The sequence below is a fragment of the Acidimicrobiales bacterium genome, from assembly GCA_035547835.1.
Lineage (GTDB): Bacteria > Actinomycetota > Acidimicrobiia > Acidimicrobiales > Iamiaceae > DASZTW01.
This window is the reverse complement of sequence record DASZTW010000019.1, coordinates 213,747-235,492: the sequence shown is the minus strand read 5'-3', so window position 1 is coordinate 235,492 and position 21,746 is coordinate 213,747. Positions and strand designations below refer to the sequence as shown.

Annotated in this window: 19 protein-coding genes and 1 pseudogene; 13 read left to right on the top strand and 7 right to left on the bottom strand. The window is 70.4% G+C overall.

Annotated features, from left to right (window positions below):
* Nucleotides 1-297: 297 nt before the first annotated feature.
* The 5 genes from VHA73_15900 to VHA73_15880 all read left to right on the top strand — a co-directional run bounded on the left by VHA73_15900 (nucleotide 298) and on the right by VHA73_15880 (nucleotide 7,850).
* Nucleotides 298-1,758, top strand: coding sequence for an exopolysaccharide biosynthesis polyprenyl glycosylphosphotransferase (locus VHA73_15900; GenBank protein ID HVX19505.1), 1,461 nt, complete (start codon nucleotides 298-300; stop codon nucleotides 1,756-1,758).
* A complete protein-coding gene (locus tag VHA73_15895) occupies nucleotides 1,755-2,381 on the top strand; it encodes a metallophosphoesterase family protein (GenBank protein ID HVX19504.1) in 627 nt (208 codons plus the stop codon). Before VHA73_15900 ends, VHA73_15895 begins: the two co-directional genes overlap by 4 nt.
* On the top strand, nucleotides 2,378-3,523 hold the full coding sequence (locus tag VHA73_15890) for an ATP-grasp domain-containing protein (protein ID HVX19503.1): 1,146 nt from the start codon (nucleotides 2,378-2,380) through the stop codon (nucleotides 3,521-3,523). Before VHA73_15895 ends, VHA73_15890 begins: the two co-directional genes overlap by 4 nt.
* Nucleotides 3,524-3,730: 207 nt before the next feature.
* The gene (locus tag VHA73_15885; GenBank protein ID HVX19502.1) at nucleotides 3,731-4,540 is read left to right on the top strand and encodes a hypothetical protein; all 810 of its coding nucleotides are present in this window, start codon (nucleotides 3,731-3,733) and stop codon (nucleotides 4,538-4,540) included.
* A 355-nt stretch (nucleotides 4,541-4,895) separates the two neighbouring features.
* The gene (locus VHA73_15880) at nucleotides 4,896-7,850 is read left to right on the top strand and encodes an FAD-linked oxidase C-terminal domain-containing protein (GenBank protein ID HVX19501.1); all 2,955 of its coding nucleotides are present in this window, start codon (nucleotides 4,896-4,898) and stop codon (nucleotides 7,848-7,850) included.
* 18 nt (nucleotides 7,851-7,868) lie between these two features.
* On the opposite strand, the gene VHA73_15875 is transcribed toward VHA73_15880, so the two are convergent.
* Nucleotides 7,869-8,669: a cytochrome c gene (locus VHA73_15875; GenBank protein HVX19500.1), complete on the bottom strand. Its 801-nt coding sequence runs from the start codon at nucleotides 8,667-8,669 to the stop codon at nucleotides 7,869-7,871.
* A 197-nt stretch (nucleotides 8,670-8,866) separates the two neighbouring features.
* Between VHA73_15875 and coxB the strand changes: the two genes are divergently transcribed.
* From coxB to VHA73_15850, 5 genes and pseudogenes are all read left to right on the top strand, one after another.
* Entirely contained in the window at nucleotides 8,867-9,790 is a 924-nt protein-coding gene (coxB, locus tag VHA73_15870) for a cytochrome c oxidase subunit II (protein HVX19499.1), read from the top strand.
* On the top strand, nucleotides 9,787-11,736 hold the full coding sequence (gene ctaD / locus VHA73_15865) for a cytochrome c oxidase subunit I (protein ID HVX19498.1): 1,950 nt from the start codon (nucleotides 9,787-9,789) through the stop codon (nucleotides 11,734-11,736). The genes coxB and ctaD overlap by 4 nt, the downstream gene beginning before the upstream one ends.
* Nucleotide 11,737: 1 nt before the next feature.
* Nucleotides 11,738-12,343 (top strand): cytochrome c oxidase subunit 3, encoded by a 606-nt coding sequence (locus VHA73_15860; GenBank protein ID HVX19497.1) that lies wholly within the window; start codon nucleotides 11,738-11,740, stop codon nucleotides 12,341-12,343.
* Complete coding sequence (locus VHA73_15855; protein HVX19496.1) at nucleotides 12,340-12,705, top strand: hypothetical protein; 366 nt, start codon at nucleotides 12,340-12,342, stop codon at nucleotides 12,703-12,705. The genes VHA73_15860 and VHA73_15855 overlap by 4 nt, the downstream gene beginning before the upstream one ends.
* Nucleotides 12,702-13,439, top strand: a pseudogene (locus VHA73_15850) (cytochrome c oxidase assembly protein). Before VHA73_15855 ends, VHA73_15850 begins: the two are co-directional and overlap by 4 nt.
* Before the next feature lie 34 nt (nucleotides 13,440-13,473).
* Here the strand turns inward: VHA73_15850 and VHA73_15845 are convergent.
* Together VHA73_15845 and VHA73_15840 are read right to left on the bottom strand one after the other, a co-directional pair.
* Nucleotides 13,474-14,874 (bottom strand): cytochrome bc complex cytochrome b subunit, encoded by a 1,401-nt coding sequence (locus VHA73_15845; GenBank protein HVX19495.1) that lies wholly within the window; start codon nucleotides 14,872-14,874, stop codon nucleotides 13,474-13,476.
* 7 nt (nucleotides 14,875-14,881) lie between these two features.
* Nucleotides 14,882-15,736, bottom strand: a complete 855-nt coding sequence (locus tag VHA73_15840) for a Rieske 2Fe-2S domain-containing protein (protein ID HVX19494.1) — start codon at nucleotides 15,734-15,736, stop codon at nucleotides 14,882-14,884.
* A gap of 129 nt (nucleotides 15,737-15,865) precedes the next feature.
* Between VHA73_15840 and VHA73_15835 the strand changes: the two genes are divergently transcribed.
* Entirely contained in the window at nucleotides 15,866-16,582 is a 717-nt protein-coding gene (locus VHA73_15835) for a hypothetical protein (protein ID HVX19493.1), read from the top strand.
* A 143-nt stretch (nucleotides 16,583-16,725) separates the two neighbouring features.
* Here the strand turns inward: VHA73_15835 and VHA73_15830 are convergent, their stop codons facing one another.
* From VHA73_15830 to VHA73_15815, 4 genes are all read right to left on the bottom strand, one after another.
* Nucleotides 16,726-16,935, bottom strand: a complete 210-nt coding sequence (locus tag VHA73_15830) for a hypothetical protein (protein HVX19492.1) — start codon at nucleotides 16,933-16,935, stop codon at nucleotides 16,726-16,728.
* Nucleotides 16,936-17,015: 80 nt separating this feature from the next.
* On the bottom strand, nucleotides 17,016-17,366 hold the full coding sequence (locus VHA73_15825) for a hypothetical protein (GenBank protein HVX19491.1): 351 nt from the start codon (nucleotides 17,364-17,366) through the stop codon (nucleotides 17,016-17,018).
* 61 nt (nucleotides 17,367-17,427) lie between these two features.
* Entirely contained in the window at nucleotides 17,428-18,240 is an 813-nt protein-coding gene (locus VHA73_15820) for a sigma-70 family RNA polymerase sigma factor (protein ID HVX19490.1), read from the bottom strand.
* Nucleotides 18,241-18,359: 119 nt separating this feature from the next.
* Entirely contained in the window at nucleotides 18,360-18,692 is a 333-nt protein-coding gene (locus VHA73_15815) for a hypothetical protein (protein ID HVX19489.1), read from the bottom strand.
* Nucleotides 18,693-18,820: 128 nt separating this feature from the next.
* On the opposite strand from VHA73_15815, the gene VHA73_15810 reads away from it, so the two are divergent.
* On the top strand, nucleotides 18,821-20,602 hold the full coding sequence (locus tag VHA73_15810) for a thiamine pyrophosphate-requiring protein (GenBank protein ID HVX19488.1): 1,782 nt from the start codon (nucleotides 18,821-18,823) through the stop codon (nucleotides 20,600-20,602).
* Nucleotides 20,599-21,702, top strand: a complete 1,104-nt coding sequence (locus VHA73_15805; protein HVX19487.1) for an enolase C-terminal domain-like protein — start codon at nucleotides 20,599-20,601, stop codon at nucleotides 21,700-21,702. The genes VHA73_15810 and VHA73_15805 overlap by 4 nt, the downstream gene beginning before the upstream one ends.
* The last annotated feature ends 44 nt before the right edge of the window (nucleotides 21,703-21,746 follow it).

Below are 21,746 nucleotides of genomic sequence, written 5' to 3'. Positions count from 1 at the left end.
GCGTGTCGGTCGGCGCGAAGAGGCTGCACGGACACGTTGCGTCGGCACTTGCGCTCGTCGCTGATGGCACGGCACCTGCGCCCCGAGTCGACGGCGCCGCCGCCGCCATCGAGGCGCCCGGGGCGGTCGCCGTCACCGTCCACATCAGGGCGACCACTGCGCCGATGACGAAGGCTCGCCGCGGCACGCCGGTTGCGATCCGGTTCCAGGTCATTGCCGGTACGAGCCGCCACCGCGGCTCTTGATACCGGCTAACAACGCGTATCAGGCCGCCGACGGCGCGGCTCTGCTCCCAACATGAGGACGTCGTCGCCATTGCACTTGTCGCAGGCGATCGCCGATCTGTTCGTGGTGGGCGCGACCTGGGTGGCCGTGTTGATGGTCGCGGGACCGGGCCAGGGCCAGCTCGATCCTCGACCTGGCCTCCTCCTCGCCGCTGCCGCCTCGCTCGCCTGCGTGACGGGCCTGGCGATGGCGGGCGCGTACGCGAGGGCCGCATCGGGACTGCGCGCCCTTGCGCTGGCTCGCCTGGTCCGGGGCGTCCCGATCCCCGCGGTCACCGTGCTCGTCCTGGTCACACCCCTGCGCGTCACCGTGTCGTTGAGCCGTGTCGTGGCGGGCGCGACGTGGACGCTCGTCGCCCTGGCGGTCACGCACTCCGCGTTCGACCGATGGCTGGCACGTCGGCGCCGGCAAGGCCGGTTCTTGCAGCCGATGCTGCTGGTCGGCAACAGCCGAGCCGCCCACGACCTGTACCAGCACCTGGCGACCCGCCCCGACACCGGCTACCGGCTGGTCGGCTTCGTCGCCGACTTCGGCACACCCCACGAGCCTCCGCTGACCCTGGACGACCTCGGATCGACGGCGGACGCGGTCAAGATCGCACGGTCGCGCGGCGCGTGCGGGCTGCTCATCGAACAAGGGGCGCTCCCCCGCGCCCAGTTGGCGCGACTGGTACGGGCCGCGTTCGGCGCTGGGTTGAGCATCCAGATCTTCGGTGGGATCGCCAACCTGGACCATCGCCGGGTGCATCCCGTTCCCGTCGCGCACGAGCCGCTGTTGCACATCGAGCCGCCCCACCACGGCCCGATCCAACTCGTCGCCAAGCGGACGGTGGACGTCGCGATCGGCGCCACCGCGCTGATTCTCGCCGCGCCGGTGCTCCTGGCTGCTGCGGCCGCGATCCGACTCGGCGATCGGGGTCCAGCGTTGTTCCGGCAACAACGAGTGGGACGCGACGGCCACCTGTTCACGGTCCTCAAGTTCCGCACCATGACGACGGATGCAGATTCACGCAAGGCCCAGCTGCGCGCCGCGAACGAGCGCGACGACGGGCCGCTGTTCAAGCTCCGCGACGACCCTCGGGTGACGACCATTGGCCGGATCCTGCGACGCACCAGCATCGACGAGCTCCCACAGCTGTTCAACGTGCTGGCCGGCCACATGAGCCTCGTGGGCCCGCGGCCTGCCCTGCCCGAGGAAGTGGCCACGTTCGACGAGGAGCTCCGGGGCCGCGCCCGTGTCCGACCCGGCATCACCGGGTTGTGGCAGATCGAGGCCCGGGACAACCCCGCCTTCCACCCCTACCGACAGCTCGACCTCTTCTACGCCGACAACTGGACCCCCACGCTCGACCTCGCCATCTTGCTGGCCACAGTGCCGAGCGTGATCCGCCATGCCTGGAAGGGCGCGATGTCGCGGCGAGGGCCCAGCCAGCATCACCGCGGTGGGAGCGTGCAGATCGAGGTGGCATCGTGAAGATCGGGCTGTTGTCCGACGCCCACGGCGACCGGGGCGCGTTCGAGACCGGCGTGAGGGCGGTCGAAGGGCGCGGCGTCGACCGCATCTACTTCCTCGGCGACTCGGTGGGCTACACGCCCGGCGCCGCGGTGGTCGACGCGATCGACGAGCTGTGCATCCCCGCCATCGCCGGCAACCACGAGGCCATGGTGCTGGCCACCAAGCCCGGCGCGCCCGACGACCGCTACCACCTGGCGCAGACGAGGGCCGACCTCGGCGAGGAGCGCCTCGCCCGGATCGCGGCCTGGCCCCAGGCTCGGATCATCGGTGGCCGTGCCCTCCTCGTCCATGGCAGCCCGCGGGACTTCACGTACGAGTACGTGTATCCGGACTCGTCGCTCGCGCCGTTCGTGCCCTGTCCGTGGTCGGTGGTGTGCATGGGCCACACGCACCGCCCCTTCGTCCGCCGGGCAGGGCACACCACCTTCGTCAACGTGGGCAGCTGCGCGCTCCCGCGCGACGCCGACAGACGCGGCGCGGCGGCGATCGTCGACACCGACACCGCCGCCGCGGAGATCATCCGCTTCGACATCGACCGATCGGCACCCGTCGCCGTTTCGACAGGAGGCTTTGAGCAGTGAGACGCCGCCCCATCGTCATGATCACCGCCATCGGCGGCATCGGGGTCGGCGAGCAGATCCTCAAGGCGCTGCTCCTCGGCGGTGACTACCAGTTGATCGGCGCGGACATCGACCCCACGTGCCCGCAGTTCGCGCTCGCCGACACGTGCCTCGTCCTCCCGCCCGCATCCGACCCGACGTACCTCGACGAGCTGCTGGCGACGTGCCTGCGCCACCACGTGGAGGCGCTCTTCGTGGGCTCCGAAGCCGAGCTGCGGGTGCTCAGCCCCAACCGGCAACGCTTCGTCGACGCCGGGATCGTCGTCATGCTCGCGCCCGACGAGGTCATCACGACCTGCATGGACAAGCCCGCAACCGCGGCGTTCCTGGAGCTCCACGGCTTCGCCACCCCGCTCACCTGGTCCGCTGACGGCGCCGAACAGATCGACCGCTTTCCCGTAGTGGTGAAGCCGGCCCGCAACGGCGGCGGCTCGAGCGACTGCTACATCGCCCAGTCCTCGGACGAATTGCAGGTGCTGCTGTCGTACCTGGCGAGACGAGGCGCCGACATCATGGTGCAGGAGTACGTCGGCGACCCACAGAGCGAGTACACAGTCGGCGTCCTGCACGACCTCGACGGCCGCTTCGTCAACTCCATCGCCGTACACCGCAAGCTCACCAACCCCCTGTCCGTGCGCCAGGCTGTCCCCAACCTCACCGACCGATGGGACCTCGGCCCGAAGCTCGTCGTCAGCTCCGGCGTGAGCCAGGGCGACGTCGGCCCGTTCCCCGAGGTCACGGCAACCTGTGAGCGCATCGCCGCGGAGCTCGGCGCGCGTGGGCCCATCAACGTGCAGTGCCGGCTGGTCAACGACGAGGTCGTCGTGTTCGAGATCAACCCCCGCTTCTCGGGCACGACCTCCCTGCGCGCGATGGTCGGCTACAACGAACCTGACCTGCTGTTGCGCCAGCACCTGCTGGGTCAGCGCATCCCGCTGCGCTTCCCGTACGACTCCGCGACCGTTCTGCGATCGCTGCGCGAGTGGCACGTCCCGCGTGACCGGGGCCGTGGCGAGCCCAGCGGCCAGGCGACGTCGCTCGACGCTGCGCGGCCCGCAAGCGTCGCGCCCGTAGGGGACCGTGGCGCTGCAGGCGGCAGGTGAGTGCCCGCACGATCGAAGCCCACCGTCGCGGCAGCACCACGGCGGAACCGGATGAGACGCACCATCGAGTCGGCCATCGCAGTCGCCGTGACGGCCGGCTGCCTCAGCGCGTGCAGCACCCGCCCGAGCTCCCCGGGCCGGTCGTCGGCCTCCCCGGAGCCGTCGTCACCCTCCCGCGGCCCCTCCTCGCCACGTTCGTTGCACGGCTTGGAACCACTCTCGGGCACGCCCGACCCGCACACGCACTACGTCCGACCCGAGGCGTCGAACACAGGAGCGGCACCCGCACGCACCCTGACGGCCCTCGCCGGGCCCATCACCACGACCACCAACGGCCAGGTGATCGAGAACCGCGACATCACCGGTGGACGCATCAACGTCGCGAACGACGACGTCACCATCCGCAACGTGCGCCTCACCACCTCCGACTACTGGGGCATCTACCAGACCCCCGGCACCCGCAACCTCCGAATCGAGCACGTCACCTTGATCGGGAAGACCACCTGCGCGGGCTCCGCGATGAACGCCGGAGCCCAGGTCGATGACGGCTACATCGCCTACAGCGACATCTCCGGCTGGCCCGATGGACTCCGGATGGGCTCACACGACACGCTCGCGTACCAGAACTGGATCCACGGTCTCGCGACCTGCCTCACCGGCGATCCCGCCACCGAGACCCACAACGACGGGATCCAGCTGTCGGCCAACGCCACCGGTACCCATGCCACCGTGGTCGGCAACGCCGTGGATCCACACCGCCCGAACAACTCCGGACTCAACTCCAGCCTCTACGAGGACGGGACCTGGGGCGCGGTCGACAACAACGTGATCATCGGCAACTGGTTCGGTACGGGCGACTACCGACTCCGCCTCGACGGAAGCCACACCGTCGTGGCAGACAACGAGTTCGAGGCAGGCGCATCGTTCGGCGACGTTGCGGCTTCCCCCACCGCGACGCTCGAGCGGTGGGTGGGGAACGTGCGCAACACCGGCGCCCCGGTCACGTCACCCCGCTGAAGGTTAGAGAGCCACCCAGCCGCCCGGAAGTGGCGGCCTCGCGATCCGATCGCCACCGGCCTGCGGCGGAGCGGGAAACCGGTGGGCATGAGAGATTCGAACCCCTGACCCCCTGCGCGTCATCCGCTTCGGACGTCTGCCGACGTGTACCGGAGTCTTCGCAATCCCTTGCGCAACAACCGTCTGCTCCACCGACGCCCCCCGTCGTCCAGGCTCGACCACCGATGCATGGCTCCCTCAATGGCTCGCCAGGCAGCTGCCGACACCCAGGCAGCGGACTCCGCCTCGCGATCGACAACGGTTGCGAGCGCGATCTGCGGATAGCAGGGCGGGCGTCCCCGAGCTGTGAGGCGCCATGACACTTGTTCGCTTTCCACGCAGTACGCGCGTCGTCGCCCGTCACGCGAGCGACGACGGGCTCGACACCGGCGCGCTCGAAGCTGCGCTGCGCGAGGTGGTCGACGGCGAGGTTCGCTTCGACGCCGCCACCAGGGCGCTGTACGCCAACGACGGGTCGAACTTCCGGCGCGTGCCGATCGGCGTGGTGATCCCCCGCACCATCGACGACGTGGTGGCCGTGCACGAGGTGTGCCGGCGTCAGGGCGCGCCGATCTTGGCCCGGGGGTGCGGCACGAGCCTCTCGGGCGAGACCGTGAACCACGCCGTGGTGATCGACTTCACCAAGCATCTGCACCACATCGGCGACGTGGATCCCGACCGGCGCCTGGTACGGGTGGAGCCCGGGGCCATCAACGAGCAGGTGAACCATGCTGCCGTCGAGCACGGGCTCGCGTTCGGCCCCGACCCGGCCACCCACGCGTACTGCACGATCGGCGGCAACATCGGCAACAACTCCTGCGGCACGCACTCGCTGTTGTCGCGCCTCGCCGGCAACGGATCACGCACCTCCGACAACCTCGAATCGATGGAGGTCCTGACGTACGACGGCGTGCGGCTCCGGGTCGGGCCGACCAGCGACGCCGACATCGAGCGACGGATCGCCGAGGGCGGCAGGGTGGGCCAGATCTACCGCGACTTGCGCGAGTTGCGCGACCGCTACGGCGACGCGATCCGCAAACGCTTCGCGCCCATCCCCCGACGCGTCTCGGGCTACAACCTCGACGAGTTGCTTCCCGAGAACGGCTGCAACGTGGCGCGTGCGCTCGCCGGAACCGAGGGCACCTGCGTGACCGTGCTCGAGGCCACCCTCCAGCTCGTGCCCCACCCGCCGGAGCGCTCGTTGCTGGTGATCGGCTACCCCGACATCTACACCGTCGGCCGCCACCTGACCGAGATCGTCGACGCCCGCCCCACCGCCTGCGAAGCCATCGACCACGCGCTGTTCCACGCCGAGCGAGAGTCGGGGCTGAACCCCTCGGAGCTGTCGCTGCTCCCCGACGGCCAGGCCTGGGTGCTGGTGGAGATGGGCGGTGACACCAAAGCCGAGGCCGACGACCGGGCCGAGGAGCTGCGCAAGCGGCTGGCTGCCAGCGACGACCCACCGTCGGGCGCGTCGTTGTTCGACGACCCCGACCAGGAACAGCGCCTCTGGAAGGTGCGCGAGTCGGCCCTCGCTGCCGAGACGTTCCCGCAGGACGAGGCCGACCGATGGCAGGGGTGGGAGGACTCGGCCGTGCCGCCAGAGCGGATGGGCGACTACCTGCGTGACCTGCACGGGCTCCTCGACGACTTCGGCTACCACGGCGCCACGTACGGGCACCTGGCCGACGGCTGCGTGCACTCGTCGATCTCCTTCGACCTTCGCACCGCCGGCGGCCTCGGCGACTACCGACGGTTCCTCGAGGCGGCGGCCGATCTCGTGGTGTCGTACGGCGGGAGCCTGTCGGGCGAGCACGGCGACGGCCAGCAGCGCGCCGAGCTGTTGCCGCGCATGTTCGGCGACGAGCTGGTGCAGGCGTTCCGGGAGTTCAAGGCGATCTGGGATCCCGACGGGCGGATGAACCCCGGCAAGATCGTCGACCCCGATCGGTTCGACGAGCACCTCAAGCTCGGCACCGCCTACAACCCCTCACGACCGGCCACGGCGTTCGCCTATCCCGACGACCACGGCGACTTCGCGCACGCCACGTTGCGCTGCGTGGGCGTCGGCAAGTGCCGCACCCCCGAGGGCGTCGACGTGATGTGCCCGAGCTTCAGCGTGCTCGGCGAGGAGCAGCACACCACCCGCGGCCGCGCGCACCTGCTCGACGCGATGCTCCGCGGCGACGTGATCACCGACGGATGGCGCAGCCAGGAGGTCTTCGACGCGCTCGACTTGTGCCTCGCGTGCAAGGGATGCACGAACGACTGCCCGGTCAACGTCGACATGCCCACGTACAAAGCGGAGTTCTTGCACCACCACTGGGCCCGGCGCCTCCGGCCTCGCCACGCGTACGCGTTCGGGTTGATCGACCAGGCGGCACGGGTCGGCTCGCACGCGGCCACGCTCTACAACATCGCCGCGACCTCGCCGCTGGCCTCCGCGATCCGCTCTGCGGGCGGTGTGGCGCCCGAGCGCGAGCTGCCGAAGCTGGCGCACACCACGCTGCAGCGCTGGCACCGTCGCACCACGCGCAAGAGCCGCAGCGCGACCCACACCGGCGGCGACCGCCCGTCCGTCGTCTTGTGGCCCGACACGTTCAACAACTACTTCCACGCGGATGTCGGCATCGCTGCGGCAGAGGTGCTCGACGAAGGTGGGTTCGAGGTGCTGATGCCGCGCCGCCACGTGTGCTGCGGCCGACCGTTGTACGACTACGGATTCCTCGACATGGCCCGCCGCTACCTGCACCACGTGCTCGACGAGCTCCGCCCGTGGATCCGTGCGGGCATCCCGGTCGTGGGCATCGAGCCGAGCTGTCTCGCCGTGTTCAAAGACGAGCTACCAAAGCTTGTGCCCCATGACGACGATGCGCGCCGCCTCGCTGACAACGCCATGCACTTCGCCGAGTTCGTGGATCGCTACGAGCTCCCGCTCCCCCGCCGGTCGGGTGACGCGCTCTTGTGGGGGCACTGCCACCAGAAGGCGACCGGCGGGATCGATCCCGATGCACGGGTGCTCGCGCGCATGGGCTACGACGTCGAGACGCTGACCGGGGGATGCTGCGGCCTTGCCGGCTCCTGGGGCTATGAGGCCGATCACTACGACTTGTCGATGGCCTGCGGGGAGCAGGGAGTGCTCCCGGCCGTTCGAGCAGCGGCGCCGGACTCACTGGTCGTCGCCAACGGGTTCTCGTGCCAGACGCAGATCGCCACAGGCACCGATCGCCGCGCGCGGCACCTCGCGCAGGTCATCAACGACGCCAACTGACGGTCGTCGCGTCGGAGGTCAACCGTCGGTGTCACCGCGGCGGGCACGGTCCGCCGCGCGCACACCGATCCGGCCGCACGCCAGCACCAACACGCCGAGCCCGAGCGTCCAGGCGATGAAGCCCTCCGGCACGGGCCCGAGGTGACCGAGGTTGATCCCGCCGCGATCGTCGGGATGGTGCAGGTACTGCACATACGCCGCGATGTTCGCCACGTCACGATCGCTCAGCGCCGAGGGCGAGAAGGTGGGCATCTCGCCCGGGCCGGTGCGAACGGCTTCCGCCACGTCGACGCTGCTCGAGCGGTGCAAGCTCGGCGCCGCGTCGCCGTTCGCGAGCGCGCCGCCGGCACCCGCCGACTGATGGCACGCGGCGCACGCCTGCTGGTAGCGCGTCGCCCCCGCACCGAGGTCGGCGTCATCCGTGCGCACACGCGGCACCTCGGGGCCGTGCGTGAACGTCGACGCGTAGGCAACCAACGCGCGCACCTGCGCGGACGTGAACTTGGGCTCGTGACGCTCCACGCGTGCGTCGGGCGAGCTGAGCGGCATCCGTCCGGTGCGCACCATGAAGTCGACCGACGCCGTGCCCACGGCACGCAACGACGGACCGTTGGCGGTTCCGACGCCGGCGGCGCCGTGACACATCGCGCACGACCGGAGATACAGCACCCGGCCATCGGGGCCAGGCGCGGCTTCGCTCCGCCCCAGCCGCATGTCCGAGCCCGGCGCCGAAGCCGCCGCGCGCCCGCCTACCAGGCACCACGTGCCCGCCACGAGCGCGCACCCGAGCATCACCAGCAGCCATCGCGCGCGGCACACACACCGGCGCTGACCGGCACGCGGGCCGGCTAACAAACTCCGCTTCGCCACGCAGGCGTTTCGCGGCCGACGCAGCGGTCAGTTCCGCAAGCCGGATGCCGCCTGCCACTCGACGACCTCGCCCGCACACCGGCCGATGGGCGCACGCGCGCCATGGCGTCACGGTTGCGGTCGCCACGCTGCTGGGCAGCTCGGCGGTGACGGGCTGCGCGGAGACCCACTCGATGCTGCACCCGCACGGCCCCGACGCCGGGCGCATCGCGAACCTGACGTGGTTCATGCTGATCGTGGCAGGAGCCATCACGGCAGTCGTGTTCGTGTTGATGGTGGTCGGTCTGTACCGCAAAGGCAGGGGCGCGACCTCGGCCAGCCGCCGCCTGATCATGTACGGCGGGGTGGCGCTCCCCGCGGTGGTGCTCGGCACGTTGTCGGTGATGACGGTGTTCACGTTGCACCGCACCGAGAGCGCGGCCGCCCAGCGGGTGCAGATCGAGGTGATCGGCCACCAGTTCTGGTGGGAAGTGCGCTACCCCGGCACGGGAGCCGTGACGGCGAACGAGATCCACGTCCCGGTGGGCGAGGAAGTCGACCTCACCCTCCGGTCCGACGACGTGATCCACAGCCTCTGGGTGCCGGCCCTCGCGCAGAAGGTCGACATGATCCCCGGCCGCACGAACCACCTCGCACTCGAGGCAACGCACCCCGGCACGTACCGCGGCCAGTGCGCGGAGTTCTGCGGCGTGGAGCACGCCCAGATGATCTTCCAAGTCGTCGCCCAGCCCCCCGCGGCGTTCCACCGATGGCTCGCCCACCAGGCCGCACCCGCCGCTGCTCCCGCGTCGCCGGCCGCGCGAGCCGGACGCGCGGAGTTCCTGTCGCAAGCGTGCGCCGGCTGCCACACGGTGCGAGGCACACCGGCACACGGAAGCGAGGGCCCCGACCTCACCCACGTCGCCGACCGTGCACAGCTCGCGGCCGGAGCGATCCCCAACGACCCCGACTCGCTCCGACGTTGGATCGGCGACGCGCAGGCGATCAAGCCCGGCGCGCTCATGCCCGAGATGCCGATCGGGGCCCATGAGCTCGACCTCATCGCCGCGTACGTCGAGGCGCTGCAGTGATCCCGGTCGCAGCACCGGCACCGCCGTCGACCGGTCAGCCCGGCCCGGGCCCACGGGTCGGCGGCGATGCCGACCACGCGCTGACCGACGTGTGGGAGGACGATCCGGGCCTGCCCGGGTTCTTCACCACCGTCGACCACAAGCGGATCGGCATCCGTTACCTGGTGACGGCCGTGATCTTCTTGCTGATCGGCGGGATCGAAGCCTCCGTGATCCGCCTGCAGCTGGCCACGCCGAACGGCTCCATCGTGGGCGCGAACACGTACGACCAGATCATGACGATGCACGGCACGACCATGATCTTCTTGTTCAACACACCCGTCTTCGCGGGCTTCGGCAACTACCTGGTGCCGCTGCAGATCGGCGCACGCGACATGGCGTTCCCCCGCCTCAACGCGCTCAGCTACTGGATCTACGTGATGGCGGGGCTGTTCATGTACGGCGGCTTCGCGATCGGCGAGGTGCCCAACGGCGGCTGGTTCGCGTACACCCCGCTCACCGCATCGGCCTACTCACCGGGCCGCGGCCTCGACTTCTGGGCGCTCGGCATCACCTTCTTGGGCATCGCCACGACGGTGGGCGGCATCAACTTCATCGTGACGATCTTCCGGATGCGCGCCCCAGGCATGTCGTTCAACCGCCTGCCGCTGTTTTGCTGGGGAATCCTCACCATGAGCTTCATGATCGTGTTCGCCCTGCCGGCGATCACGCTGGCGGGCGCGCTGTTGGAGATGGACCGCACGTTCCACACCCGGTTCTTCGACGTGGCCCACGGCGGCGCGCCCCTGCTGTACCAGCACCTGTTCTGGATCTGGGGACACCCCGAGGTCTACATCCTGTTCATCCCCGCGACCGGGATCATCTCGATGATCATCCCGACCTTCGTGCGCCACCGGATCGTCGGCTACCCGGCGATCGCCGCGTCGCTGGTGGCCACCGGGTTCATCAGCTTCGGCCTGTGGGTGCACCACATGTTCGCCACCGGCACCCCGATGGTCGTGGCGAGCTTCTTTTCGATGGCCTCGATGGTGGTGGCCATCCCGAGCGGCGTGCAGATCTTCGCGTGGCTCGCCACGCTGCTCGCCGGCGAGAAGGTGCGCTTCGAGCCGCCGCTGCTGTTCGCCGTGGGCTTCATCGTGATCTTCGTGATCGGCGGCATGTCCGGGGTGATGGTGGGAGTCGTGCCGTTCGATCAGGCGGTCACCGACAGCTACTTCGTGGTGGCCCACTTCCACTACGTGCTCATCGGCGGCACCATGTTCCCGGTCTTCGCGGGTCTGTACTACTGGTTCCCGAAGTTCACCGGCCGGCTCCTGCACCGCGGCCTCGGCATCGCGTCGTTCTGGTTCATGTTCATCGGCACGAACGTGACGTTCTTCCCCCAGCACCTGCTCGGCTTCGACGGCATGCCGCGCCGCATCTACACGTACGCCAGCTCGACCGGCTGGGGCCCGTTGAACCTGCTGTCGTCGATCGGGGCGGGCGTGCTCGTGCTCGGCGTGGCGGCGTCGGTGGTCAACTTCGCCCACGCATGGCGCCGGGGACCGCAGGCGTCGGCCGACCCGTGGGGCGGCGAGACGCTCGAGTGGGCTGTGGAGTCGCCGCCGCCGCCGCACAACTTCGAGGCGGTGCCGGTCGTCGGGTCGGGCGAGCCGATGTGGGATCTCGCGCCCGGAACGCGCCTGGGCACGCTCGCCACGGTCGACGACGAGGACCTGACCCGGCCTGCCCACCGCCATCACCGTGCGTGGCTCACGTCACCGCTCGACGCCACCGAGCCCGAGATGACCACCATGCCCGGCCCCACGTGGTGGCCGTTCGTGTTGGCCCTCGGGATGCTCGTCGTGTGTGTGGGCATCGCCGGCCGCGCGGTGGTGGTCGACGGGATCGGCCTGGCCCTCATGGCGTTCGCGCTCGTGCGCTGGCACGACGTGGGAGGCAGCTGACGTGTCGGCCACCGACACCGGCATCGCTCGTGCACCGAGCGCGGTGGGACGCCGGCCCCTCGGCTGGTGGGGCATGGTGCTGCTCATCACGACCGAGGCCACCTTGTTCTCGCTGCTGCTGTTCGCGAACTTCTACCTGCGGGCCAACAACCATCCCTGGCCGCCCGCGGGCGTCGAGAAGCCGAAGCTGCTGCTGAGCGGGATCCGCTCGTTCATCTTGTGGGGATCGAGCATCCCGGCGGCGCTGGCCGAGCGGGCGTTGCGTCGCGACGACCTCCGACGCTTCCGCGCCATGTTGGTGGCCGCGCTGGTGATGGCCGCCGTGTTCCTGGCCGGCCACATCCAGGAGTACGTGGAGCTGTCGGCCGAGCTCACGCCCACCGACAGCGCCTACGGCTCGAGCTTCTACACGATCACCGGCCTGCACGCGATCCACCTGCTCGTCGGGATGGTCGTGCTCGCCTACCTCGTGGTGCAGAGCCTCCGAGGCCGCTACGACCCGGGCCGCCCCCGCACGGGCGCCACGTGCGGGATCATGTACTGGCACTTCGTCGACGTGGTCTGGCTCGCGGTGTACCCGTCGCTGTACCTGTCGGTGACCTGGTGACTGCGCACGCCCCGGCACCGCAACCGCAGCACGCTCCGGCCGTCACCGGGCGCCTGGTCTGGTTCGTGGTGGCCACGGGCCCGCTGGTGTGGATGGGGCACCTGGCCGGCAGCGCCGCGCTCGTGCCGCTGCAGTGCAGGCTCGGCACCACCTGGATGGTCAACGCGCTCACGGCGCTGTGCGCCGCGGTGATCGCCGCGTCGGTCGTGGCCGGCCACCTGTTGCGACGGCGTGCGCTCGCCGCCGGGAATCGGGCGGTCGCGTTCGTGGCGCTCGTGGGCCAGGCGTGGGGCGCCATATCGATCGCGGTCACCATCGTCGAAGGGCTCCCGAACGCGGTGCTGTCGTCGTGCCCGCGATGACCTTCCCGGTCGGGCGCTTCCTCACCACGTGGGAGATCGACCCAGCGGGGCTCCTCGCCGTGGCGGTGGCGGGGCTGGCGTACGAGCGCGGCCGACGCGCCATCCGGCGGCGAGCCGGGCCCGGTCGTGTGGTGCAGGCGAGCGGAGTCGCCTGCTACACGGCGGGCCTCGGCTGCGTGGTGCTCGCCTTGTGCTCGCCCCTCGGCGCGCTCGACGACACGCTGCTGTCGGCGCACATGGGCCAGCACCTGCTGCTCGGGCTCGTCGCGCCGCTCCTGGTGGTGGTGGGCCGCCCCGCCACGGTCATCGCCTGGGGGCTGCGGCCGACGGAACGCCACGCGCTCACCGATGCCTGGCGGCGCTCGCCGCTCGGGCGCGTGAGGCGGGGCAGCGCCGGAGTGATGATCGCCGCCGTGGCCTTCCATGTGGGGGCGTGGTGGGTGTGGCACCTGCCGCCCGCGTTCGACCTCGCGCTGCGCAACGACCTGGTGCACGTGGGCGAGCACGCCACGCTGTTCGCCTCGGGCCTGGTGCTGTGGTGGGTCGTGGTGGGCATCCGCTGGCGCGATCGCACCGGCATGGCCGTGCTGGCGCTCTTCGCCGCCGAAGTGGGCACCGGCATGCTCGCGGCGCTGATGGTGCTCGCCGACCACCCGCTGTACACCGTGTCGCCCGAGCTCGTCACGTGGGCGGTGCACCCGATGGCCGACCAGCAGCTCGGGGGCGTGATCATGTGGGTGCCCGGCGGGTTCGTGTACCTCGGCGCGGTCACGGTGTTGGTGGCGCGCTGGCTGGCACGGGGCCCGGCCCCGGCGACGCCTCCCGCCGCACCTCCCCCTCCCCCGCCGCCCCTTCGCTCCGAAGCAGATCGCGGCACCACCGCCACGCCAGCGCGCCGGTGACGGCCGGCAACGCGAACACGGCGATGCGCAACCCGGCGGTCATCGCGTTCACCGAGACGCCGAGGCGAGCGGCCAGCACGTCGTTGCCGCCGGCCACGAACAACACCGTGTAGAAGGTGAACGCGCCCACGCCGAGCGCCGTGCGCCACGGCCGGTCGCGTGGGCGCTCGAGCAGGTGGTGCTCGGCGCGATCTCCCGTGATCCGCTTCTCGACGAACGGCCACAGGTACAGGCCCAGGAACGTGAGGCCGGGCAACAGCACGGTCGGGAAGAACTGGTTCGGCAACGAGTACCCGCCGATGCGCACCTCCCACGGGGGAAAGAGGCGCATCGCGCCCTCGATCCACCCCATGTACCAGTCGGGCTGTGCCGCGGTGCTGACCGTGGCCGGGTCGTAAGGCCCGTACAGCCACACCGGGTTGATCTGGAATAGGCCACCGAGGAAGGCCAACACGGCCACCACCGAAAGCCCCATGGCGATCGAGCGCGCCGCGTACGTGGGCCACAACCGCGAGCCCACCACGTTGGACTCTTCGCGGCCCCGACCGGCGAACTGCGTGTGGGTCTGGCGCCACACCGACGCGAGGTGCAGCGCGAGCAGGGCCGCGATCACCGCCGGGATGATGAACACGTGCGCCACGAACAAGCGCTGGTTCATCGCGTTGCCGGGATACTCGCCGCCCCAAACCCAGAACGCCACGCGATCGCCGATCAGCGGGATGCCCTGTGCGATCGAGTAGCCGATGCGCAGCCCGGTGCCGCTGAGCAGGTCGTCGAGCAGCGAGTACCCGGCAAAGCCGTTGGCGATCGCGAGCACCAACAAAGTGACGCCGACCAACCAGTTGAGCTCGCGGGGTCGGCGGAAGGCGGCGGTGAAGAAGATGCGGCACAAGTGGGCCACGATCGCAGCGACGAACACGAGCGCAGCCCAGTGGTGCATCTGGCGAAAGAACAGTCCGAGGCGCACGTCGAAGCTCAAGCGGATCGACGACGCGTACGCCGCGCTCACCTGTTGGCCGGCCAACGGTGCGTACGAGCCGTGGTACACCACCTTGTTGGTGCCGGGGGTGAAGAAGAGCGCCAGGTACGTGCCGGTCGCCACCAGCACCATGAAGCAGTACAGGGCGATCTCCCCGAACAGGAACGAGAAGTGGTCGGGGAACACCTTGCCGAGGGCTTTGGTGACGAAATGGGCGGCGCCGAAGCGGTCATCCACCCAGCCGGCGGCGCGGCGCGAGATCATCCGGGAACCGCGAGGCCGGGTCATCGACGGTTCATCGATGCCATGACCCCGGACCGATCGGATCGCTGAAGTCGCCACCGGCCACGAGGTAGCCGTCGCGGTCGATGCGCAACGGCAGCTGCGGGAGCGAGCGGGTGGCGGGGCCGAACACCGGCCGGGCCCCGTCGGTCACGTCGAACATCGACTGGTGGCATGGGCACAGCAATCGATGCGACTCCGCCTCGTACAAGCCGACCGGGCATCCGGCGTGCGTGCACACCTTCGAGTACGCCACGCAGTCGTCGGGGTTCCATCCCTCGCGTCCCGGCCGGGCCCGGAACGGCACGTCGCCACAGCGCACGAGCACGGCCTGCGAGTCGGCCGAGCCCACAGCCCCCTCGGGAAAGATGGTCACCGCACTGCCCTCGTCGAGGTCGACCGGGCGCAGAGGCTCACCGTTCGCCGTCACCGCGCGCGTGCCGCGACGCCAGTCGGTGTGGCGCAGCGCCCCGTCGGGGTTGGGGCCGAGCGACCGCAGTGGCAAGAGCGCGCCCAGTGCGCTCGCGAACAGGCCGGCACCGAACAGGCCGCCGACCAGCCCTCGCCGGCTGAGCACGCGCCCGCCGGCCTCGAAGTCAGCAGCGAAGGCAGCGCGCTCGCGCTCGTCGGACCGGAGGGCGTGCCGTGGCTCGGTCTGCCCTCCGCCGGGCATGAAAGCGCGGGCCCACATACCCAAGCCCAACGCCATCCCCGCCGCTGCGACGAACACGCAGACGCCGGCCCATTGCGTCTGACCGCCGCGCCACGCCACCACGATGAACCCGATCGCGCCTGCGAGCCCAACGGCGAACGAGCCGGCGATCCACGTGTCGACGCCACGGCCGGGGGGAGGCGGCTTGGTTGGCATGGCGGTCACCCTCACGTCTGCGACGGTCAGGCCGCTTCCCCGCCCCCGGTCGCGGCAAACGGTTTGTCGCAACCCCCACCCGGTCAGCGTCCTGAGGGCTCGACACGCCCGCGACACAGGAGGCAATGCATGAGCGAGCAGCGACCCACACCCGAGTCGGAGCCGGGTTGGGATCCCCCCATCTCCTCCCTGCCCCAACAGGCGGTCGCCGTGTTCGACGGTGAGAGAGCGGCCCGGGATGCGGTCCAGGCGCTCGTGGCCGCCGGCGTGCGTCGCGAGGCGATCCGCGTCGGGGCGGAGCGAGATCGGCGCGCCGCGCTGCGCGGCGAGATGCGCGAGGAAGCCGACCACACCTTCGCCGGGCCTGCCGGCGCGCTGCCGAAGGAGGCCACGCGTGGTGCGGTGGCCATGGCGCTGGTGGGCGGCGGCGCGGGAGGCGTGATCGGCGCGCTGATCTCTCTCATCCCCTTCGGTGGGCACTGGTGGGTGCGCTTGGTGATCCTGGTGACCGTGGGCATCGCCGCCGGCTCCACGATCGGGTTCATCGCTGGCGGAGGGGCCATGGCCCGCGGGCCGGCCGAGCCGCCAGCCGCGGCCCGCGGCATCACGGTGGCGGTGCAGCCCGTGTCGTCAGAGGTGGTGGAGGTGCTGCGCAACGCCGCACCGTTGCGGGTCGACATGCTCACCGCGAACGGCGACACGCTCGGCGTGGTCACCACGGAAGCCGACCGTCGTGACGCGGACGACCGTGCCGGACCTGTCAGTCAGGCCGGCGAGCTCCTCCGAGAGGATCCCACGGCGCAGCGATCATGGGCGACCAATGGAGAGCGATCTGGCGATGACTGACCTCTGCTCACCCGCCAGGGGCACCGATCGCCGCGAGTCCGCGTGCGGGTCAGCACCGCTCCCCGCGCCGCCCGCGCCACCGGCACCGGCACCGGCACCGGCACCGAACCCGATCCCGGAACCGCGACCGATGTGAGCGCGCGTCACGGCTCGATCTGCCCTTCGCCCTTCACGTTGGCGCCGATCTCGGCGGCCTCTTCGTAGGCCCGCGACACGTTCGCGTCGGCCGCGTCGGCCTTGGTGTCCGCGGCAGCGATCTCCTCGTCGGTCGGGTCGCGATCCGCCGCGTGCCCCGTGAGGGCCTCGCGCTCCTCCTCGGCCTCGGTCGCTTCGTTTGGCTCGGTGGGTGCCATGTCGTCGGTCCTCCTGCTCGTCGGCCGGTTGACAAGTGCCGACGGCGATCGCACTTGCCGCCTCGACTGCAGCCAAACAGTCACCGAAGATGTCGACGCACTGCAGCGAGCCAGCGCTGGGCGTCGCGACGGGCGACGCGCGACGCGACCGAGTCGTCGGCCGTGGTTCGCACCGAGGTGCCGCGCCGGCGGCAGCGTCCGATCGCCCGCTCGACCACCACCCACGACATCACGTCGAGTGTGGCCTCGCGGAGATCGAGGTGCACGGCGCCGCGACCCGCGTCGGCTGCCTCGTCGAGCACCGCTCCGAGCTCGAGAGCCACGACCTCGTCGACTGGGCCGTGCACCGAGACGGCCGTGTGGTCTTCACGGCGCTCCACGACCAGCTGCTCGGCGCGGTGTTCCTGATCGTCGTGGTGATGGTCGATCATCGTGCTCGACGAGGGTCGGTCGACGGGTCGGGCGCGTGCCGGCGCCCGGGCTCGGTGCTTCTCAGGTCGGCATGACGAGCCGGCGGAGCCGCTGTGTGGCTGCAGCGAGCCAGCGCGACACCTGCATCTGGCTCACCCCGAACGCCGCGGCGATCTCCGACTGCGTCTCGTCGTCGATGTAGTAGCGACGGATCACCTCGCGCTCGCGGCTGCTCAGCTCGGTGAGCGCACGCATCAGGGACACGTGGTTCTCCGCTCGCTCGAAGTCGAGGTCGACGGGGTTGGGCGGCTCGACGGGGGTATCGCCAGGCCGCACCGCCCGGTCGAGCGAGCCGACCGAGCGTGCCTCCATGGCTTGGCGCACGGCGCCGATGCTCGCAGCCGAAACGCCGATCACCTCGGCCACCTGGCCATCAGTGGGTGCCGTGCCGAGCTCCAGGGTCAGGCGCTCGGTCTCGTGGCGAACGGGTCCGGCGAGCTCGTGAACCCGCCGGGGCACACGCATGGCCCAACCATGGTCGCGGAAGTGCCGCTTGATCGACCCTTCGATCGTGGGCGTGGCAAAGCCCTTGAACGGGATGCCCCGTGTCGAGTCGAAGCGCTCGATCGCCACCAGCAACGCTTCGGACGCGACCTGCACGAGGTCGTCGAGCGGCTCGCCCATGCGGTGCATGCGGTACGCGATCGATGTGGCGTACGGCAGGTACGCGTCGACGAGAGCAGCCCGGGTGTCGCTGCTCGCGCGCTGTTGGTGCCGCAGGTGCAGCTCCCAGAGCTCCAGCGGAACGGCGTTCGAGCCGTCGGGATCTCGCGGGACGGACGCCTGCGCGAGCGCCGGGAGCTCGACCTCGATCGTTGTGGTTGGCCGTGTCACGGTCTCTCCTCGATCGACTGTGCGTACGCCAGAGGCACGTCCCCAGGTGCAAGCGGTCGAAACGAAGTCACGCCGTGCGCAGGAGCTTCAGCAGTCGCGAGCGTGCAGTGCCAGCGCCATCAGCGTCCCACCGCCTTCTCGAGCTCGTGCTTGTTCATCTTCGATCGGCCCTTCACACCGCGTTCGCGTGCTTCCTGGTACAGCTGGCGGTACGTGCGCCCGCCCGGTCCGCGGTGCGAACGCAGGCCGCCGCGCCGCGCGGAGCTCAAGTCGTCGGTCGACGTGCGCGCGTGTTCCGAGGCCTCGCCGCTGCGAGCGCGCTCCTTGTTGACCGTGCGCGCCGCGATCTCTTCGGCCCGGCCGCCACGCCCGTGCTCCTCGAGACCCTCCTTGATGTGCTCGTACTGACGTTCGCGCTCGGCGCTCCAGCGGTTGGTGCCGTGCCGTGGCATGCAGCCTCCTTCTCGGTCGAAGTCTTCGAGCGCGCGCTGACCCCCGACCGCGACGTCAAACCGGTGTTTGCCACCAAGGGCCGCGGCTAGCGCAAGGGGTGTCGCCATCAGCTGCATGAGGAGGGGCCATGGCCCAGACCGTCGCCGACCAGATCCTGCAACGACTGCACGAGTGGGGTGTGCGCCACATCTTCGGCTACCCGGGCGACGGCATCAACGGGATCATCGGCTCGTTCGCCGAGCTCGACGACGCGCCACGGTTCGTGCAGGCACGCCACGAGGAGATGGCCGCGTTCGAGGCAACGGGCTACGCGAAGTTCTCGGGCGAGGTCGGGGTGTGTCTCGCCACTTCGGGCCCGGGTGCGATCCACCTGCTGAACGGCCTGTACGACGCCAAGCTCGATCACGTGCCCGTCGTGGCGATCGTGGGCCAGACCGCTCGCACCGCGATGGGCGGCAACTACCAACAAGAGGTCGATCTCAACACGTTGTTCAAAGACGTGGCCCACCACTACGTGCACACGGCGATGGTGCCCGAGCAGTTTCCGATGTTGATCGACCGGGCGATCCGAACGGCGTATGCCGAGCGGTGTCCCACGTGCATCATCGTGCCGTCCGATCTGCAAGACCTCCGGTGGGATCCGCCCACCCACGACTTCAAGATGGTGCCCGGCAGCTTGGGTTGGACGCCGCCGGACGCGGTGCCCGCGTCGTCGGACCTGCAGCGCGCCGCGGCGGTGCTCAACGCCGGCGAACGGGTGGCCGTCCTGGTCGGGCAGGGAGCGCGCGGGGCCCGCGACCAGGTGATCGACGTCGCCGACCGCCTCGGCGCGGGCGTGGCCAAAGCGCTGCTCGGCATGGACGTGCTCAGCGACGACTTGCCGTACGTCACCGGCGCGATAGGCCTGCTCGGCACAAAGCCGAGCTACGACCTGATGATGGAGTGCGACACCTTGTTGATGGTGGGGTCGAGCTTCCCGTACTCCCAGTTCCTGCCACCGTTCGGCCAGGCGCGGGGCGTGCAGATCGACCTCGACGGCACCATGATCGGCATCCGCTATCCGATGGAGGTGAACCTCGTCGGCGACGCGGCGGCCACCCTCTCTGCGCTCGTACCGCTGCTGGAGGCCAAGGCCGACCGCGCCTGGCGCGAGGGCATCGAGAGCGCCGTGGCGCGATGGTGTGAGGTGCTCGACGCCCAAGCGCACCAGGACGCCAATCCGATCAATCCTCAACGGCTCGTGTGGGAGCTGTCGTCGCGGATCCCGCACGACGCGATCGTGTCGAGCGACTCCGGCTCGGCGGCCAACTGGTACGCCCGGCACCTCCGGTTCCGGGGCGACATGCGCGGTTCTCTGTCGGGCACGTTGGCAACGATGGGCCCCGGCGTGCCGTACGCCATCGGCGCCAAGTTCGCCCACCCGGGCCGCCCCGCCATCGCACTCGTCGGGGACGGAGCGATGCAGATGAACGGGATCAACGAGCTCATCACCATCAAGCGCTACTGGCAGGAGTGGACCGACACCCGCCTGATCGTGGCGGTGTTGCACAACAACGACCTGAACCAGGTCACGTGGGAGCAGCGCGCGATGAGCGGCGACCCGAAGTTCGAGGGCTCCCAGACGCTGCCGGATTTCCCGTATGCCGACTACGCGATGAGCTTGGGGCTCGACGGGAAGGTCGTCGACGACCCCGGCGCGCTGGGTGACACGTGGGAGCGCGCGCTCGCCTCGGACCGGCCGTTCGTGATCGACGCGATCTGCGATCCCGAGGTGCCGCCGCTGCCGCCGCACGTCGAGCTCGAGCAGGCCACGTCGCTGCTCAAGGCGGTGATGAAGGGCGACCCTGCGTCGGCCGAGATCGTGCGCAACGGCTTTCGCGGCAAGCTCGAAGAGTTGCTGCACCGGTGAACCGGGCGCGATCGAGCGAACCGCGGGTCACCCGGGTGCGGGCTGCGGCCTACACGGTCCCCACCGATGCGCCCGAGTCCGACGGCACCCTTGCGTGGTCGTCGACCACGGCCGTGGTGGTCGAGGCCGACGCCGCGGGCCACACCGGCGTGGGCTACTCCTACACCGATGCCGCCGCCGTCGGGGTGGTGCACCGCCTCTTGGCCCCGGCTGTCGAGGGCTGCTCAGTGTTCGACGTGCGCGGCGCCAACGGGCGGATGCGCCGGGCGGTGCGCAACCTCGGCACCCATGGCATCGCCATGGCCGCGCTGTCAGCCGTGGATCTCGCGCTGTGGGACCTCGAGGCACGCGTGCTCGACCTACCACTCACCCACCTGCTGGGTGCCGTGCGGGACGGCGCTCCCGTGTACGGCAGCGGAGGGTTCACCAGCTACGACGACCAGCGTCTGGTCGAGCAGCTCTCGGGCTGGGCTGGCGACGGCGTGCCGTTCGTGAAGATGAAAGTCGGGCGGGAGCCCTCGCACGACCTGCACCGCGTGCGCGCGGCACGCCGGGCGATCGGGGTCGGTACCGAGTTGTTCGTCGACGCGAACGGCGCGTACTCCGCGTCCGACGCGGTGGCGTGGGCCGCACGATTCGCTGACGAGGGCGTGTCCTGGCTCGAAGAGCCCGTCACCTCCGAGGACCTGGCCGGCCTGCGCCGTGTCCGGGATCGGGCCCCGGCAGGCATGCAGGTCGCGGCCGGCGAGTACGCCGACTCGCCGTGGGTGTTCGAGCAACTCGCGCAAGGCGCGGTCGACGTGCTGCAGATCGACGCGACGCGCTGCGGTGGCATCACGGGCTTCCTCGACGCCGCCACGATTGCTGCCGCGCATGGCTTGCCGGTGTCCGCGCACTGCGCTCCGGCGGCGCATGCCGCGCCCGCGTGCGCCGCGCCGAACCTGGTGCACGTGGAGTGGTTCTGGGACCACACCCGCCTCGAACCGATGCTGTTCGACGGCGTGCCGGCCCGACGCGCCGACCGTGTGTATCCCCACCGCGACGCTTTCGGCAACGGGCTGACCCTCAAAGCGGTCGACGCTGGTGCGTACGCCGCATGAGACGGGTGGGCTCGAGCTCCGTCGACGGTGCGCCGGGGGTCGTG